Here is a 17,379-nt window from a genome sequence, read left to right on the forward strand (position 1 = left end):
ACCTGTGGACACGCAGACGACGATGCAGACTCTCTCCCTCGCCCCCTGGCTGGTCGCGACCCCGATGATCGGCGCCCTCGTGCTGCTGGTCGCCGGCCGGCGCACCGACCGGTGGGGGCACTGGCTGGGCGTGCTCGCGAGCGCGGCGACGTTCGTCGTCGGGCTGGTGATGCTGCTCGACATGCTCGGCACCCCCGCTGACCAGCGGGTGGGCACCCACACCGTGGGCACGTGGATCGACGCGGGGGCCCTGCACGTGGACCTCGGGTTCCAGGTGGACCCGTTGTCGATGACGTTCGTGATGCTCGTGACGTTCGTCGGCACGCTGATCCACGTGTACTCGGTGGCGTACATGGACCACGACGTCGACCGGCGCCGGTTCTTCGGGTACCTCAACCTGTTCGTCGCGGCGATGCTGCTGCTGGTGCTCGCGGACTCCTACCTGCTGCTCTTCGTCGGCTGGGAGGGCGTGGGCCTGGCGTCGTTCCTGCTCATCGGGTTCTGGGACGGCAAGCGGGAGAACGCGGTCGCGGGCAAGAAGGCGTTCGTCATGAACCGCGTCGGCGACATGGGGCTCATCGTCGCGATGATGCTGCTGCTCGCGACCTTCGGTTCGCTGAGCTTCGGCACGGTGCTGCCGGCGGCCGGCGAGGGGGCGACGGCGGCGGGCCAGGGCGTGATGACGGCGATCGGCCTCATGCTGCTGCTGGCGGCGTGCGGCAAGTCGGCGCAGCTGCCCCTGCAGGCGTGGCTCGGGGACGCGATGGCGGGCCCGACGCCGGTGTCCGCGCTGATCCACGCGGCGACGATGGTGACCGCCGGCGTGTACCTGCTGGTGCGCTCCGGCCCGATCCTCGAGGCCGCGCCGGACGCGCAGCTCGTCGTCGCGATCGTCGGCGCGCTGACCCTGCTGTTCGGCGCGGTCGTCGGTACCGCCAAGGACGACATCAAGAAGGCGCTCGCGGCGTCGACGATGTCGCAGATCGGCTACATGATGCTCGCCGCCGGCCTGGGGCCGATCGGGTACGCGTTCGCGATCTTCCACCTGCTCACGCACGGCTTCTTCAAGGCGGGGCTGTTCCTCGGCGCCGGGTCCGTGATGCACGCGATGGACGACGACGTGAACATGCGCCGCTTCGGTGGGCTCGCCCGGCTGCTGCCGGTCACCGCGATCACGATGGGGCTCGGCTGGCTCGCCATCCTGGGCGTGCCGCCGTTCTCCGGGTTCTGGTCGAAGGACAAGATCATCGAGGCGGCGTTCGTCGGCGAGGGCTGGCGGCCGTGGGTGTTCGGCCTGGCGGCGCTGCTCGGCGCCGGGATCACCGCGTACTACATGTCGCGGCTGTTCTTCATGACCTTCGCGGGGCGCCGGCGGTGGCGGCCCGACGAAGGGTCCGGGGACGACGGCGCCCCCGTGCGGCACCCGCACGAGGCCCCGCGCCTCATGACGTGGCCGATGATCATCCTCGCCGCGGGGTCGGTGTTCCTCGGCGGGATCCTGGCGCTGGGCGACCGGTTCGTCACCTGGCTGGAGCCGGTCACCGGGCACGCGGAGCACCACGAGCCGGTGCTGCCGGTGTGGCTGCTCATGACGCTCACCCTGGTGCTGGTGGTGCTCGGCGCGTTCCTCGCGTTCCGGCAGTACGCGGTCGCGGCGGTGCCGGTCGAGCCGCCGCCGGCGCCGGCCGTCGTGCGGGCGGCGCGGGTCGACCTGTACCAGGACGCCTTCAACGAGTCGCTCGTGATGCGGCCGGGGCAGTACCTCACCCGCGCGCTCGTGTACTCGGACCGCACGGCGGTCGACGGCGGCTGGCTGGGCCTGGCGGGCGGCATCGGGCGCCTCGGCGCACGGCTGCGGCGGATGCAGAACGGCTACGTGCGGTCGTACGCGGCGACGATGCTCGGCGGCCTCGGCGTCGTCGGGCTGGTCGTGTGGGTCCTGGCGAGCTGATCGGGATGGCGGGAGCGATGGCGATGACGCCGAACATGACGCCGGACACGACGTCGACGACGAAGGACGGGGACGCATGACGATGTCCACAGGGTTCCCCTGGCTCACGGTCCTCATCGTGTGGCCGCTGGTGGCCGCGGCCGCGACGGCGCTCACGGGGGTGGGCAGAGGCCGCCCGGCCGCCGGCCCGGTGACCGGGGGTCGGTTCGGGGCCGGCGCCGCCCGCACGGTCGCGCTGGTCGGCGCGCTGGTGGAGGTCCTCCTGCTGGTCGGGGCCTTCGCGGCCTTCGACACCGGCGACGCGGGGACCCACCAGCTCACCGAGACGTACTCCTGGATCCCGCCGATCGGCGCCAGCTACGCCGTCGGCGTCGACGGCGTGGGCCTGCTGCTGGTGGCGCTCTCGGTGGGCCTCGTGCCGCTGGTGATCCTCGCGGCCTGGCGCGAGCAGGGCGGCGACCACGTGCGGCTGCGTCGCTACCTCGCGACCGTGCTGCTGCTCGAGGCGTTCATGGTGACGGTCTTCGTGGCGCGCGACGTGTTCCTCTTCTACGTGGTGTTCGAGGCCATGCTGATCCCCGCCTACTTCCTCATCGGCGGGTTCGGGCAGGGGCCGCAGCGCCGGTACGCGGCGGTGAAGTTCCTGCTGTTCTCGCTGGCCGGCGGCCTGGTCATGCTGGTGGGCGTCATCGCGCTCTACCTGCAGGTGCCGGCCGCGGACCGCGGGCCGCAGACCTTCCTTACCGACAACCTCACCGGGCTGACCCTCGACCCCACGGCCGAGAAGCTCATGTTCTGCGCGTTCTTCCTCGCGTTCGCGATCAAGGCGCCGATGTTCCCGGTGCACTCGTGGCTGCCCGACGTCACCCAGCACGCGACGCCCGGCACCTCGACGCTGCTCATCTGCGTGCTCGACAAGGTGGGCACCTTCGGGATGCTGACCCTCTGCCTGCCGCTGTTCCCCGAGGCGAGCCGGTGGGCGGCGCCGTTCGTCATCGTGCTCGCGGTGATCTCGATCCTGTACGGAGCGGTCCTCGCGATCGGCCAGAGCGACGTGCTGCGCCTCATCGGCTACACGTCGGTGTCGCACTTCGGGTTCATCATCCTGGGCATCTTCACGTTCACGTCGCTGGGCACCGCGGGGTCCAGCCTGATGATGCTCAACCACGGCATCTCCACCGGTGCGCTGTTCCTGGTCGCCGGGTTCGCGATCGCGCGGCACCCGCGCCAGAGCCAGCTCATCGGCGACTACGGCGGCCTGCGCACGGTGGCGCCGATCCTGGGCGGCACGTTCCTCGTGGCCGGCCTCTCCGCGGCCGCGCTGCCCGGCCTCGCGACGTTCGTCTCCGAGATCATGGTGTTCCTCGGGTCGTACGCCCGCTGGCCCGCCGCGGTGATCGTCGCCGTGCCCGCCGTCGTCCTCGCCGCCGTGTACGTGCTGCTCACGTACCAGCGCATGTTCACGGGGGAGACGACGCCGGAGCTCGCGTCCGCGCGCGACCTCGACGGCCGCGAGAAGACGGTGGCCGGCGTGCTCGTCGGCGCGCTGCTCGTGCTCGGCCTCGTGCCCGGTCCGGTGCTCGACTACGTGCGCGCGCCCGGTGAGGTCGCCGTCGAGCAGGTCGGGGAGACCGATCCGCCACCGGTGCTCGAGCCTGCTGCGTCCGGCGTCATCACCGAGGGGAGCCAGCTGTGAACGACTTCGTCGCCCCGCCCATCGACTGGGCGGCCGTCTCGCCGGTGCTGATCGTGCTGGCGGCGGGCGTGCTCGGCGTGCTGCTGGAGGCGTTCGTGCCCGAGAAGGCGCGCCGCACGACGCAGCTCACGCTCACCCTGGCGGCGCTCGCGGGCTCGCTCGTGGCGGTCGGGCTGCTGTGGGACCGGGTGCAGGAGAACGCGCTCTCCGTGGTCGGCGGGTCGTACCTGCTGACGCCGTTCGGCCTGGGCGTGCAGGCCGTGATCGGCGTGTGCGCGCTGCTGGGCGTGCTCGTCGTCGCGGAGCGCACCACGACCGGCCAGGACGCGTTCGCGCCGGCCGCGGCCGCCGTGCCGGGCACCGCGTACGAGGACGAGACGCGCCGCGCGGGCCTGCAGCAGACCGAGATCTACCCGCTCCTGCTGTTCTCGACCGGCGGCATGCTGCTGTTCCCGGCCACCGACGACCTCATCGTCATGTTCGTCGCGCTCGAGGTGCTGTCGCTGCCGTTGTACGTGCTGTGCGCCACGGCGCGCCGCCGCCGGCTGCTCAGCCAGGAGGCCGCGTTCAAGTACTTCGTGCTGGGCGCCTTCGCGTCCGCGCTCTTCGTCTTCGGCATCGCGCTCGTCTACGGCTTCGCCGGCACCGTGCGGCTGCAGGGCGTGGTCCAGGTGCTCGCGGACCCGTCCGTCTCGCCGCTGGGGTCGATGCCGGCCCTGGTGGTGGTCGGGCTGCTGCTGGTGCTCAGCGGGCTGCTGTTCAAGATCGGCGCCGCGCCGCTGCACGCGTGGACCCCGGACGTGTACCAGGGCGCCCCCACGCCGATCACCGGGTTCATGGCGGCGTGCACCAAGGCCGCCGCGATGGGCGCGCTGGTGCGCGTGCTGTTCACGCTCGCGAACGGCCTGGACCCCGCGACCCGGCACGACGTCGAGGTGGCGCTCTGGGCGGTCGCCATCCTCACGATGCTGATCGGCACCGTGGTCGGCGCCGTGCAGACCGACGTCAAGCGCCTGCTCGCGTACTCCGCGATCGCGCACGCCGGGTTCCTCCTGGTCGGCGTCGTCGGGATGGACGAGGCGGGCTCGCGGGCCGTGCTCTTCTACCTCCTCGCCTACGGGCTCGCGTCCGTCGGCGCGTTCGCGGTCGTGACGCTGGTGCGCGAGCGCACGGTGTCGGGCGACGACACCGGCGACGGGGCGACCGGGACGGTCCCCGACGACGGCGTCGTGCTGGGCGAGGCCACGCGGCTCGCGCAGTGGGCGGGCCTGGGCCGCAAGGCCCCGTGGCTCACCGCCGCGTTCTCGCTGTTCCTCCTCTCGATGGCGGGGATCCCGCTCACGGCCGGGTTCGTGGCGAAGTTCGGCGTGTTCTCGGCCGCCGTCGAGGCGGGGGCGTGGCCCCTCGCGCTGCTCGGCGTGCTCGCGTCCGCCGTCTCCGTGTTCTTCTACGTCCGCGTCATCGTGCTCATGGTCCTCACCCCGCCGCCCGGCGGGGAGCAGGGCACGGCACCGGCGGGCGTGGCGTCGTCGGGGACGACGGCGCGCGACCAGCAGGGCGGCGGCACCGCCACCGTGACGGGCGCCGCGACCCGCACGCTCGTCTCGCGGACGGTCGTGACGGTGGTCGGCTCGCGCGGCCCCGCGGCGTTCGCGATCGCGGTGTGCGCGGTGGGCGTGCTGCTCCTCGGCATCCTCCCGGCGGGCGCGCTGGACCTGGTCGGCCAGGCGGCGCAGTTCCGTCCCTGACGGCCCCGGGTCGGCATCCCGTCCCCGGGCCGGCGCGCCCGTGTGCCGACCCGGGGACGAGCCGCCGGCCCGACGCTCGTGCCGGGGTGTCCGACCTGACGCGGCCGAGCGCTGTCTCGGTGCGGTGTTCGGCGCCCCGGACGGATAGGTTCGGACAGTGACTCGCGCTCCTTCCGCCTCGGCCCCCCGGCCCGGGCCCACGCCGCCCCCGGCGCCGCCGGCGATCCCGCTGTCCGACCCGGCGCTCGCCGACCGGCTCGCCGAGCGCATGACGCGGGTGGACGCGGCGCTCGACGCCGCCGTGGCCTCGGCGGACGCCTTGGCCGACGACGCGTCGCGGCACCTCGTCGCTGCCGGAGGCAAGCGGTTCCGCCCGCTGCTCACGCTGCTCGCGGGCGAGCTGGGCGACGGGTCGCGCACGGAGCTGGTGGACGCGGCCGTCGTCGTGGAGCTCACGCAGGTCGCGTCGCTGTACCACGACGACGTCATGGACTCCGCGCCGCTGCGCCGCGGGGCGCCCGCGGCGCACACGGTGTGGGGCAACTCGGTCGCGATCCTGGTGGGCGACCTCCTCTTCGCCCGGGCGTCCGCGCTCGTCGCGGGCCTCGGCCCGGAGGCGGTGGTGCTGCAGTCGCGCACGTTCGAGCGCATGTGCCTCGGCCAGCTGCACGAGACGATGGGGCCGGGGGCCGACGACGACCCGGTGGAGCACTACCTGCAGGTGCTCAGCGACAAGACGGCGTCGCTGCTCGCGACGTCGGCGCGCCTCGGCGCGATGTTCGGCGGCTGCGAGCCCGCCGTCGTCGAGGCCGTGGCGGCGTACGGCGAGAAGGTGGGCGTCGCGTTCCAGCTCGCCGACGACGTGCTCGACATCGCGTCGTCCGGCGACGAGTCCGGCAAGACGCCCGGCACGGACCTGCGCGAGCACGTGCCGACGATGCCGGTGCTGCTGCTGCGCCAGCGGGTCGCGCGGGGCGAGGGCTCCGCGGCGGACGCGGCGCTCGTCGCCCGGCTCGACGGCGACCTCGACGGCGACGACGCGCTCGCCGCCGTCGTCGCGGAGCTGCGGGCGCACGACGTGCTCGCCGAGACCCGCGCGCTCGCCGGCCGGTGGGCGCGCGAGGCCGCCGCGGAGCTGGCGCCGCTGCCCGACGGCCCGGTGAAGGAGGCGCTCGCCGACCTCGCCCAGGCGCTGGCCGACCGGACGGCGTGACCGGGCGGCGTGCCCCGGGTCAGTACGGCTAGGCGGCGGCCAGCCGCGCGAACGTCACCGCGAGCGCCGCGCCGGCGAGCAGGTACGGGCCGAAGGCCAGCGCCGTCCCGCGCGACGCCCGCCGGGTGACCATGAGGACGAGCGCCACGCACCCGCCGAGCAGGATCGGGAGCACCGTCGCGGCGACGAGCGCCGACCAGCCGAACCAGGCGGTGACGAGGCCGAGGAGCACGGCGAGCTTGGCGTCGCCGCGCCCCATCCCCGCGCGGTGGACGAGGTGCAGCAGGAGGTACGCCCCGCCGAGCAGGAGGCCGCCGAGGAGCGCCCGCAGCGCCGCGTCCCACGTCCCGCCGGCGAGCGCCGCGAGGGCGAGCAGAGCGGCGGCGACCGCCGTCGCCGGGTAGGTGAGCGCGTCCGGCAACCGGTGCGTGCGGGCGTCGACCACCCAGAGCGCGGCCCCCGCCACGGCGGCCACGACGAGCGCCGGCGTCGCCCAGCCGGGCCCGCTCGCCCACACCGCCCACGCCGCCCCGAGGGCGGCTCCCCCCGTCACCGCGCGGCGGTGGGGCGCGACCTCGGCACGGGCACGCTGGAGGATCGGGGGCACCTGCGGATGCTATGCGCCGGCGTCGGGGCGCAGGGGCGCCGTCCACAGCCCGTGGGGGCGGGTCAGCCCGGGAGCGCCACGGCGTCGGCCGCGAGGACGAGCTGCGCGACGCACACCACTGCCACGGCCAGGCTCAGCAGGAACGGTGCGCGGCTGTGCGGTCGCACGATCCCCACGGTCCCGGCGAGGGCGGCGAGCAGGACCGCGCCGCCGGCGAGCGTCACCGACGCCGCGGAGGGCGGGCCCGGCGGGCCGAGGAGGATCACCACGCTGCCCGCCGCGAGGACCACGGGCGCCAGCACGCTCGTGCCCCGCCGCCCCAGGCGGTGGGGCAGGCCCCGCACCCCGGTGGCGGCGTCGTCCTCGAGGTCCGGCAGCACGTTGGCGAGGTGGGCGCCGACGCCGAGCAGCGCGGCCGCGCCGACCGTCCAGCCGGCGACGACCCGGCCGTCGCCCGCGGCGGCCACGACGAACGCGGGCAGCAGGCCGAAGCTCACGGCGTAGGGCAGCCACGACAGGGGCGTCGACTTGAGCCGCGCGTTGTACGACCAGGCGCTGCCGACCGCGGCGACGTGCAGCAGCCCCGGCACGAGCCCCGTCGCGAAGGAGAGGACGACGCACCCGGCCAGGGCGGCGAACGCGGCCGTCCGGAGGTCGCGGGGCGCGACGGCGCCCGTCACGGTCGGCTTGTCCGCGCGCCCGACGCGACGGTCGCGCGCGGCGTCGAGCCAGTCGTTGCTCCACCCCACGGACAGCTGGCCGGCGGCCACGGCCGCCGTGACGAGCACGGCGCGGCCCGCGGGGAGGCCGACGCCGACGGCGAACACCAGCGCCAGCCCCGTGACCACCGCCGCGGGCGCCGGGTGCGTGGCGAGCAGGAGGCCGCGCGCCCGCGCCGCGGGCGTGACCCGCGCCGTCCCCGTCGTGTCGCCGCCCACGGGGGCAACCTACGCCGCCGGGCCCGCTCCCGCCGGGATCTTCGCAGGCCCCTTCGCCAGGCCTTCCCCCAGCCCCCTGCGCCGGGCCCCGGCGCGGCGGGAGCGACCGCCCCCGCGCGGGGGAACGGCTGCGGTGCCACGATGCGAAGCATGTCGCGCGTCCTCGCCGTCGCCCCCGTCCTGCCCGGTCCGGCGCACCCTCAGGAACGGATCGCCGAGATGGTCGCCCCGCTGCTGGCAGACGCAGGGCCGCGGCGCGAGCTGGCCCGCCGCCTGCACGCCGCCGCGGGAGTGCGCACCCGGCACCTCGCGCTCCCGCTCGCCGACTACGAGCGGCCGTTCGGGTTCGCGGACGCCAACGCCGTGTTCGCCCGCGAGGGGTCGGCGCTGGCCGAGCGGGCATGCCGGGAGGCGCTCGCGGCCGCGGGCGTCGACCCGGGCGACGTCGACCTGCTCTTCTTCACGTCGGTGACGGGCGTGGGGGCACCGTCGGTCGACGCCGGGCTGGTGGGCCGCCTGGGCCTGCGGGCCGACGTGCGCCGGGTGCCCTCGTTCGGGCTCGGGTGCGCGGGCGGCGCGGCCGGGCTGGCGCACCTGCACGAGTACCTCGCGGGCCACCCGGACCAGGTGGCCCTGCTGGTCTCCGTCGAGCTGTGCTCGCTCACGCTGCAGCGGGACGACGGCTCGACCGCGAACCTGCTCTCGTCCGGCCTCTTCGGGGACGGGGCGAGCGCCGTGGTCGTCGCGGGCGACGACGTCGCGCCGCGCGGCCCGCGCCCCGGGCCGCGGGTCGTGGACGCCCGAGGCCGGCTCTACCCCGGCACCGAGCGGCACCTGGGGTGGGAGGTCCGGGACACCGGGTTCGGCATCGTGCTGTCGGCGGAGCTCCCGGAGCTGCTGCGGGCGCACCTCGCGGGCGACGTCAAGGACCTGCTGGCCGCGCACGGCCTGGAACCGCGCGACGTCGGCACCTGGGTGGTGCACGCGGGCGGCCCGAAGATCGTCGACGCCGTGCGCGACGCCCTCGACCTGCCCGAGGAGGCGGTGGCCCGCACCCGCGCGACCCTGGCGGCCGAGGGCAACCTGTCGTCGTCGTCCGTGCTGCACGTGCTCGCGGCGACCCTCGACGACGGCGCGCCGCCGCCGGGCGGGTGGGCGGTGCTCATGGCGTTCGGGCCCGGCGTCGCGGTCGAGCTGGTGCTGCTGCGGGCGCCCGCGGCGGGGACGGCATGAGCGCGGCGCTCTACGCCGCCCTCGTGCTCGCGACCGGCCTGGAGCGGCTGGCCGAGCTCGTGGTCTCGGCGCGCCACGCCCGCTGGTCGTTCGCGCGCGGGGGAGTCGAGTCCGGCCGCGGTCACTTCCCGGCGATGGTCGCGCTGCACACGGGCCTGCTCGTGGCGTGCGTCGTGGAGGTCCTCGTCGCCGACCGGCCCTTCCTGCCGTGGCTGGGGTGGCCCATGCTCGCGCTCGTCCTCGCGAGCCAGGGCCTGCGCTGGTGGTGCATCGTGACGCTGGGGGAGCGGTGGAACACCCGCGTGATCGTGGTGCCCGGGCTGCCGCTGGTGCGCCGCGGCCCCTACCGCTGGCTGGCGCACCCCAACTACGTGGCCGTGGTGGTCGAGGGCGTCGCGCTGCCGCTGGTGCACACGGCGTGGGTGACGGCCCTCGCGTTCACCGTCCTGAACGCCTGGTTGCTGCTCGGGTTCCGCATCCCCGCCGAGGAGCGCGCGCTGCGGGCTGCCGAGGTCGGCTGATGCCCGGCCGCCCGCCCGACCGGGGCGTCGACGTCGAGACGGACGTGCTCGTGGTCGGCGGCGGCCCCGTCGGCCTCGCCGCGGCGATCGAGGCGCGGCGGGCCGGGCTGGGCGTCGTCGTCCTCGAGCCGCGCCCCGCGCCGATCGACAAGGCGTGCGGGGAGGGGCTGATGCCGGGCGCGCTCGCGGCCGTGCGGCGGCTCGGGGTCGACCCGGCGGGGTGGCCCTTGCACGGCATCTCCTACCGGCAGAGCGACGTGGTCGCCGACCACCGCTTCGCCGGCGGGCCCGGCCGAGGGGTGCGGCGCACGACGCTGCACGCGGGCCTGCACGACGCTGCACAGGAGGCGGGAGCGGTCGTGCTCGCGCGCCGCGTCACGACCGTCGAGCAGGCGCCGGACGGGGTCGTGGCGGGCGGGGTACGGGCACGGTGGCTCCTGGGGTGCGACGGGCTGCACTCGCGGGTGCGGAGGGCGGCGGGGCTCGAGGTGCCCGCCGGGCCCGGTGAGGGGTCTCGGGCACGCCGGCGCCGGTTCGGACTGCGGCGGCACTACCGCACGGCCCCGTGGACCGACCTCGTCGAGGTCCACTGGGGGCCGCGGGCAGAGGCGTACGTGACGCCGGTCGCGGGCGATCTCGTCGGGGTCGCGCTGCTCGGCCCTCCGGGCGTCGGCGTCGAGGAGGGGCTCGCGTCGCTGCCCGAGCTCGCCGATCGGCTCGCGGGGGCGGCGGCGGACGGCCCGGTGCTCGGCGCCGGCCCGCTGCGGGTGCGTTCCGCCGCGCGGGCGGCCGGTCGCGTCCGGCTGGTCGGGGACGCGTCCGGGTACGTGGACGCCCTCACGGGCGAGGGGCTGCGGGTGGGGTTGGCGCAGGCGCGCGTCGTCGTCGAGCACCTGGAGGACGGCGCGGCCTACGAGCGCGCGTGGGCTCGCGTCACCCGCGACTACCGCGCCCTGACCACGGGCCTGGTGACGGCCGCGAGGTCGCCCCTGCGCCGTGGCGTGGTCCCCGCCGCGGCCCGCCTGCCGCGCCTGTACGGGCAGGTCGTGGAGCGGCTGGCCCGCTGACGCGCGGGCTGCGGGCGCCGCGCGCCTGAGTCCGCGCGCCCGAGCCCGCGCGTCCCGAGGCGTGGGACGCGTCGCCCGACCCTCCCCGGACTCATTGCCCGGGGCGGGTGAAGTCTGGCACTCTGTCGGGCATCCAGACCCCGCCGACCGGTTCCGGTCGTGTGCGCGTGCGCCGTGGGGTCGTCGTCGACCGACGCTCCGGGGGGAGCCGTGGGCGTGTTCGCCCGACTGCGCACCGACCGCCGCACGACCGTCTCCACGGCGGTCGTGCTCTCGCTGACCGCGGGCGTCGCCGTCGCGGCGGTGCTGTACGACGGCGAGGCGACGGCCGACGTCGACCTGGACGACTCGGGCGTGTGGGTGACGAACCAGGCCGCCGGGAAGGTCGGTCGGTTCAACACGGCGGCCCAGGCGCTGGACGGCGTCCTCCTCGCCGGCAGCTCGTCGTTCGACGTGGACCAGCAGGCGGGCCAGGTGCTCGTCGGGGACGACGGCAGCAGCGCGGCGAACGTCGTGGACGTCGCGCGCCTGAAGTTCGGGTCGACGACGCCGCTGCCGGCCGGGTCCGAGGTCTCGATGGGCGGCGGCCGGGTCGCGGTCGTCGATGACGAGTCGGGATCGCTGTGGGTCACGTCGTTGGCCGACCTGCCGTCCCTCGACCCGAAGACGACCGAGCCGACGGCGGAGCTGGACGGGGCCGCGCAGGTCGTGGTGTCGGAGTCGGGCACCGCCTACGCGGTGGTCCCGGGCCGGGACGTGCTGTGGACGGTCGCGCCGGGGGAGGAGCCCACCTCGACCGAGCTGGGGATGCTCGAGGACGGCGACGACGTCGTCCTCACCGCGGTGGGCGACGACCCGGTGCTGCTGAACCGCAGCGCGGGCGAGCTGCGGCTGCCCGGCGGGGACGTCGTCGAGGTGCCGGACGCCCAGGAGGCGCGGCTCCAGCTGCCGGGTGCGGCGTCGTCGTCCGTCGCGTACGCGACGCCCTCGGCGCTGGCCCTGCAGCCGCTGGGCGGCGGGGCTCCGACGCAGCGCAAGGCGTCCGGCTCGCCGGCGGCGCCGGCGCAGGTCGGGGGTTGCCTGTACGGCGCCTGGTCGGGCTCGGGGCAGATCGTGCGCGACTGCGAGGGCACGGACCGGGACGTCGCCGAGGTGCTCGAGGGCATCGACCGGTCCACGGAGCTGGAGTACCGGGTCAACCGCGGCAACGTCGTCCTCAACGACCTCACGGCCGGCACGCTGTGGATGGCGCTGGACGAGTACGAGAAGGTCGACGACTGGGACATCAAGCTCCCCGAGCAGGCCGAGGGGTCGGACGAGGACGCCGAGGACGCGAAGCCCGAGCTGGTCGACAACACGGTCGTGGACCGCGACAAGCAGGACCCGCCGGAGGCGAAGGACGACGAGTACGGGGCACGGCCCGGCCGCGCGACGGTGCTGGACGTGCTGTCCAACGACCTCGACCCGGACGGCGACGTGATGACCGCCGACCTCGTCGGCGACCAGCCGGAGGGCGTGCGCGTCGAGCGGGTGCTGGGCGGCAAGGCGCTGCAGGCGGTGGTCCCCGACGACGCGTCCGGGACGGTGTCGTTCACGTACGAGGCGTCGGACGGGCGGGGCGGCACGGACCAGGCGAAGGTCGACCTGCGGCTGGCGCCCGAGACCGAGAACGTGGCTCCCGTGCAGTCGGGCGACCCGGTGCTGCGGGTCGAGCAGGGCCGGTCGGCGCGGATCAAGGTGCTGCCGTACTTCCGCGACCCGGACGGGGACGACGTGTACCTCGCGTCGGCGGACGTCACCGTCGAGGGCGACGAGGTGCGCGCGTACCCGGACGGCACGGTCGAGTTCCGCGACAACGGCTCGTCGACGGGCCGCAAGAAGGTCACGCTGGTCGTGGGGGACGGCCGCGGCGAGGTCGTCGAGGGCGAGCTGCGGGTGGACGTCCTCGGCGACGGCAACGAGCCGCCGGTCGCGGTCGGCGACCACGTGGTGGCCACGGCGGGGCAGCCGATCACGATCGAGCCCCTCACGAACGACACGGACCCGAACGGCGACGAGCTGCGCCTGTCGAAGGTGAACGACGCGTCGCCGGCGGAGATCACGCGCAACTACGACGCGGGGACGTTCACCTTCCTGGCGCAGGAGCCGAAGTCCTACGACGTGCTCTACCAGGTCAGCGACGGGCCCGGGTCCACCACGGGCGTGGTCCGCGTCGACGTGCAGGACCCGGACGAGGCGACGGGCCCGCCCGTCGTCGTGGCCGACACGGCGATGCTGCCGGCCGGCGGTTCCGCCCTGGTCGACGTGCTGGCCAACGACGCCGACCCGGCGGGCGGCGTCCTCGTGGTGCAGTCCGTGCAGGTGCCGGAGGACTCCGGCGTGAGCGTGGCGGTGCTCTCGCACCAGATGCTGCGGATCACCGAGACCCGCGGGGTGTCGGAGCCGGTGCTGCTGGAGTACACGGTGTCGAACGGCAACGACACCGCGACGGGACAGGTGCGGGTGCTGCCCGTGCCGCCGCCCGACCGGCTGCAGCCGCCCAACGCGGGGCCGGACGAGGTCACGGTGCGCGCCGGCGACTACGTGAACATCGACGTGCTGGACAACGACACCCACCCCGACGGGCTCGAGCTCTCCCTGGACGACGAGCTCGAGCAGGGCGTGGACCCCGAGCGCGGCGAGCTGTTCGTCTCGGAGGACCGGCTGCGCTTCCGCGCCGGCCCGGAGCCGGGCACCGCCTACGCCATCTACACCGTGACGGACCCGAACGGGCAGCAGGACTCCGCCCAGGTGACGATCCACGTCCGCGGCGGCGAGGAGAGCTCCGCCCCGGTGCCGCAGGACGTCGAGGCGCGCGCGCTCGCCGGCGGCACGGTGCGCATCCCGGTGCCGCTGGACGGCATCGACCCGGACGGCGACTCCGTGCAGCTCACCGGCCTGGCGTCCGGGCCCGCGCTCGGTCGCGCGGAGGTCGTCGACGGGTACGTCGACTACGCGGCGGGCGAGGACGCGAGCGGCGTGGACTCGTTCCGCTACACGGTGCAGGACGCGCGCGGCGCGGTCGCCACCGGCGTCGTCCGCGTCGGCGTCGCGCAGCCGCCGGCCACCAACCAGCCGCCGGTGGCGGAGGACGACGAGATCACGGTGCGGCCCGACCGCCGCGTGGCGGTGCCGGCGCTGGAGAACGACTCGGACCCGGACGGGGACCAGATCGGCCTGGTCCCGGGGTCGCTCGAGGGCGGGGAGGAGCTGTCGCCGAAGGTCGAGAAGGACCGGCTCGTCGTGCGCACCCCGGGCTACGAGGGCACCTCCACGTTCTTCTACGCCATCGAGGACACCTACGCGGCGCGCGGCTCCGCCTCGGTGAGCGTCACGGTGGCGAAGGACGCGCCGCTGCTCCCACCGGTGGCGCGCGACGACGCGGTGCCCGTGGCGGACCTTCTCGGCAAGACGTCGGTGACCGTGCCGGTGCTCGACAACGACGAGGACCGCGACGGGGCGGCCGACGACCTCACCGTCGAGGCCTCGTCCTCCACGGCGGAGGGCACGCCGGACGGCGAGCTCGACGTGACGCTCACCGAGCAGCGCCAGGTCATCACCTACACCGTCACGGACGTCGACGGGCAGAGCGCGAAGGCGTTCGTCGTCGTCCCCGGCCTGACGTCCGTGCAGCCGATCCTCACGCCGGGCCAGGCGCCGCTCGAGGTGATGTCGGGCGAGACGCTCGAGATCGACATCGCCGACCACGTGCTCGTGGTCGAGGGCCGCACCCCGCGCCTGACGACGGCCGACCAGGTCGAGGGCCTGGAGGGGAGCGCCGAGGTCACCGGTGCGACGACGATGACGTTCACGCCGCGCGAGGGGTTCACGGGCCCGGCCGGCGTGACCTTTGAGGTCACCGACGGCACGAGCCCCGACGACCCGGAGGGCCACACGGCCGTGCTGACCCTGCCCGTCACGGTGCTGCCGCCGGACAACCTGCCGCCCGAGCCGGGCTCGCCGTCGGGCGAGGTCGCCGCCGGCGAGGAGAGCGTCGTCGACCTGGGCCGGTTCGCGAAGGACCCGGACGACGACGACCTGCGGTTCGCGCTGGGCGCCCTGCCCGACGGGGTGAGGGCGACGACGTCCGGCTCCCGCGTCACGCTCGAGGCGTCCCCGGACGTGCCGAAGGGCACCGAGCTCACCGTGCCGTACACGGTCACCGACGACGAGCACCCGCCCGTCGACGGCGAGATGCTCGTGACCGTGGTCGCGTCGACGCGACCTCTCGCGCGAGCGGTCGACGACACCGTGGACGACGCCCACCAGGGCGAGGCGGTCTCGGTGCCCGTGCTGGCGAACGACTCGAACCCGTTCGAGGACCGCGGCCCGCTGGAGCTCGTGGGCGACGCCACCGTCGAGACCGGCGTCGCGGACGTGACGAAGGATGGCGACCAGGTGGTCGTCACGCCGGCGGACGACTACGTCGGCACCATGGTGGTGCGCTACACCGTGCAGGACGCCACGAAGGACCCCGACCGCCAGGTCGAGGGGCGCATCACGGTCAACGTGCTCGGCGCCCCCGAGGCGCCGTCGACGCCGCAGGTGGAGGAGGTGCGCTCCGAGACCGTCGTCCTGTCGTGGACGCCGCCGCAGAACAACGGCGCGGAGATCTCCGGGTACACGGTGACGTCGAACCGGGGCGACACGTTCGAGTGCGCGACGACGACGTGCACGCTCGACGAGCTGACGAACGACGTCACCTACACGTTCACGGTGGTGGCGAACAACGCGGTGGGCCCGTCGCAGAAGTCGCCCGCGTCGGCGGAGGCGAGGCCGGACGAGAAGCCGGACCCGCCCGCGGCGCCCCAGCTCGAGTTCGGCGACGGCTCCCTCGTCGTGACCTGGAACAACGCGTCGTACAGCGACCGGTCGCAGATCAGCTCCGTCGACCTGGAGATCTCGCCCGCGCCGGCGTCGGGGGAGACCCAGAAGGTGGGCGTCACGGGCGAGAGGATCGTCTGGGAGGGACTGACCAACGGCACGGCGTACAAGGTGCGCGTGCGGGCCGTGAACTCCGCCCCCGACCCGTCGGACTGGGGCGCCTGGTCGACGACCATGGTGCCGGCGGGCCCGCCGGACGCGCCCGCGGCCCCGAGCGCCGCCCGGGTCGACACGCCCCTGGGCGGCCAGGTGCACGTCGCGTGGAAGGCGCCGGCCACCAACGGCGACGCCGTGAAGAAGTACTCCGTGGACGTCGTCGAGGACGGCACGAAGGTGGCCACCGAGACGACGACGGGGACCTCGATCGACCTGGAGGGCCTGGACACCAAGGCGACGTACACGTTCGCCGTGACCGCCGAGAACAAGGCCGGCAAGGGCGGCAAGAGCCCGCGGTCCAACGAGGTCACGCCGTTCGGCCAGCCGGGGAAGCCCGGGAACCCGACGGCGACGCTGGGGTCCGACACGAGCGGTCGCGCCGTCGTCTCGTGGGGCGCGGCCGACGCCAACGGCAACCCCGTCACCTACACGGTGGCGACCGACCAGGGCGGCAGCAAGACGACCACGGGCACCTCGTACACCTACTCCGGGCTGGCGAACGGCACCTCGTACCGGTTCCGCGTCAAGGCGTGCAACGCCGCGGGCTGCTCGGCGTGGACGAGCTACTCGGGCGCCGTGAAGCCGTACACCGTGCCCGGTGCGCCGGGCGTCGCCTGGTCACGGGTCTCCGCCGAGCAGGGCACGTTCAAGGTGACGGCGGGCTCCAACGGCGGCAACGCGATCTCGCGCATCGAGTACACGTTCACCCAGGGCCAGAGCGGGAGCGGGAGCAGGACGAGCTTCCCGTTCACCGTGACCACGCAGAAGAAGACCGGCACGACCTTCGCCCTGCGGGCGAGGGCGTGCAACGAGGCCGGGTGCGGCTCGTGGGGCAGCGACTCGGGGACGACCCCGACCCCGACGGCGACCGTGAGCCGCGGCGGCTCGAGCGGCGTGCAGTCGGGCTGCCAGTACGGGAACTGCAACTACTTCAAGGTCACCGTGAAGGACTTCCCCGGCGGCTCGCACCGGGTGGAGTGCTGGTCGGCCAACAACCCGGCCTCGACCGCGTACGGCTGGCACAACATCATCATGGAGGGCAGCAAGGTCTGGACGACGCCGGGCGGCCCGGGCTTCACCAAGAGCTTCTCCGGCAGCCAGTCGTTCGAGCTCGACTGCTACTACGGGTACCCCGGCACGAGCGTCGCCGTGGTGATCGACGGCAAGCGGTACGCCGCCTCCACCTGGTGACCCCGGGCCGCCCCGGACATCTCGGGCATGGGGACCTCTCCCCATGCCCGGAGAGTGGTCGCCCCTGTCGCGAGCGGGAGAAGCCTGGCTATCCTGTGCGGGCGCTGCGTGTGGCCGACGGGGGCCGAAGGCCGG

Annotated in this window: 10 protein-coding genes; 8 read left to right on the plus strand and 2 right to left on the minus strand. The window is 74.9% G+C overall.

Annotation, left to right across the window (positions count from 1 at the left end):
- Window positions 1-22: 22 nt before the first annotated feature.
- The 4 genes from nuoL (at window position 23) to ACFCZN_RS17710 (ending at window position 6,608) form a co-directional block, all read left to right on the plus strand.
- Window positions 23-1,951 (plus strand): NADH-quinone oxidoreductase subunit L, encoded by a 1,929-nt coding sequence (gene nuoL, locus ACFCZN_RS17695; RefSeq protein ID WP_430557634.1) that lies wholly within the window; start codon window positions 23-25, stop codon window positions 1,949-1,951.
- 82 nt (window positions 1,952-2,033) lie between these two features.
- A complete protein-coding gene (locus tag ACFCZN_RS17700; RefSeq protein ID WP_430557635.1) occupies window positions 2,034-3,647 on the plus strand; it encodes an NADH-quinone oxidoreductase subunit M in 1,614 nt (537 codons plus the stop codon).
- Window positions 3,644-5,395 (plus strand): NADH-quinone oxidoreductase subunit NuoN, encoded by a 1,752-nt coding sequence (gene nuoN, locus ACFCZN_RS17705; RefSeq protein WP_430557614.1) that lies wholly within the window; start codon window positions 3,644-3,646, stop codon window positions 5,393-5,395. Before ACFCZN_RS17700 ends, nuoN begins: the two co-directional genes overlap by 4 nt.
- 157 nt (window positions 5,396-5,552) lie before the next feature.
- Complete coding sequence (locus ACFCZN_RS17710) at window positions 5,553-6,608, plus strand: polyprenyl synthetase family protein (protein WP_429764899.1); 1,056 nt, start codon at window positions 5,553-5,555, stop codon at window positions 6,606-6,608.
- Between the two features lie 28 nt (window positions 6,609-6,636).
- Here ACFCZN_RS17710 and ACFCZN_RS17715 read toward each other — a convergent pair whose 3' ends face one another.
- Together ACFCZN_RS17715 and ACFCZN_RS17720 are read right to left on the minus strand one after the other, a co-directional pair.
- Entirely contained in the window at window positions 6,637-7,215 is a 579-nt protein-coding gene (locus tag ACFCZN_RS17715; protein WP_430557615.1) for a prepilin peptidase, read from the minus strand.
- Between the two features lie 62 nt (window positions 7,216-7,277).
- A complete protein-coding gene (locus tag ACFCZN_RS17720) occupies window positions 7,278-8,153 on the minus strand; it encodes a UbiA family prenyltransferase (protein WP_430557616.1) in 876 nt (291 codons plus the stop codon).
- 150 nt (window positions 8,154-8,303) lie between these two features.
- Between ACFCZN_RS17720 and ACFCZN_RS17725 the strand changes: the two genes are divergently transcribed.
- The 4 genes from ACFCZN_RS17725 to ACFCZN_RS17740 all read left to right on the plus strand — a co-directional run bounded on the left by ACFCZN_RS17725 (window position 8,304) and on the right by ACFCZN_RS17740 (window position 17,244).
- Window positions 8,304-9,386, plus strand: coding sequence for a type III polyketide synthase (locus ACFCZN_RS17725; protein WP_430557617.1), 1,083 nt, complete (start codon window positions 8,304-8,306; stop codon window positions 9,384-9,386).
- Window positions 9,383-9,907, plus strand: a complete 525-nt coding sequence (locus ACFCZN_RS17730) for an isoprenylcysteine carboxyl methyltransferase family protein (RefSeq protein ID WP_430557618.1) — start codon at window positions 9,383-9,385, stop codon at window positions 9,905-9,907. The genes ACFCZN_RS17725 and ACFCZN_RS17730 overlap by 4 nt, the downstream gene beginning before the upstream one ends.
- Window positions 9,907-10,974, plus strand: coding sequence for an NAD(P)/FAD-dependent oxidoreductase (locus tag ACFCZN_RS17735; RefSeq protein ID WP_430557619.1), 1,068 nt, complete (start codon window positions 9,907-9,909; stop codon window positions 10,972-10,974). Before ACFCZN_RS17730 ends, ACFCZN_RS17735 begins: the two co-directional genes overlap by 1 nt.
- 216 nt (window positions 10,975-11,190) lie before the next feature.
- Entirely contained in the window at window positions 11,191-17,244 is a 6,054-nt protein-coding gene (locus tag ACFCZN_RS17740; RefSeq protein WP_430557620.1) for an Ig-like domain-containing protein, read from the plus strand.
- Window positions 17,245-17,379 lie beyond the last annotated feature (135 nt).

This window comes from Isoptericola sp. NPDC056134 (assembly GCF_042264825.1).
In the GTDB taxonomy this organism is placed as follows: domain Bacteria; phylum Actinomycetota; class Actinomycetes; order Actinomycetales; family Cellulomonadaceae; genus Isoptericola; species Isoptericola nanjingensis.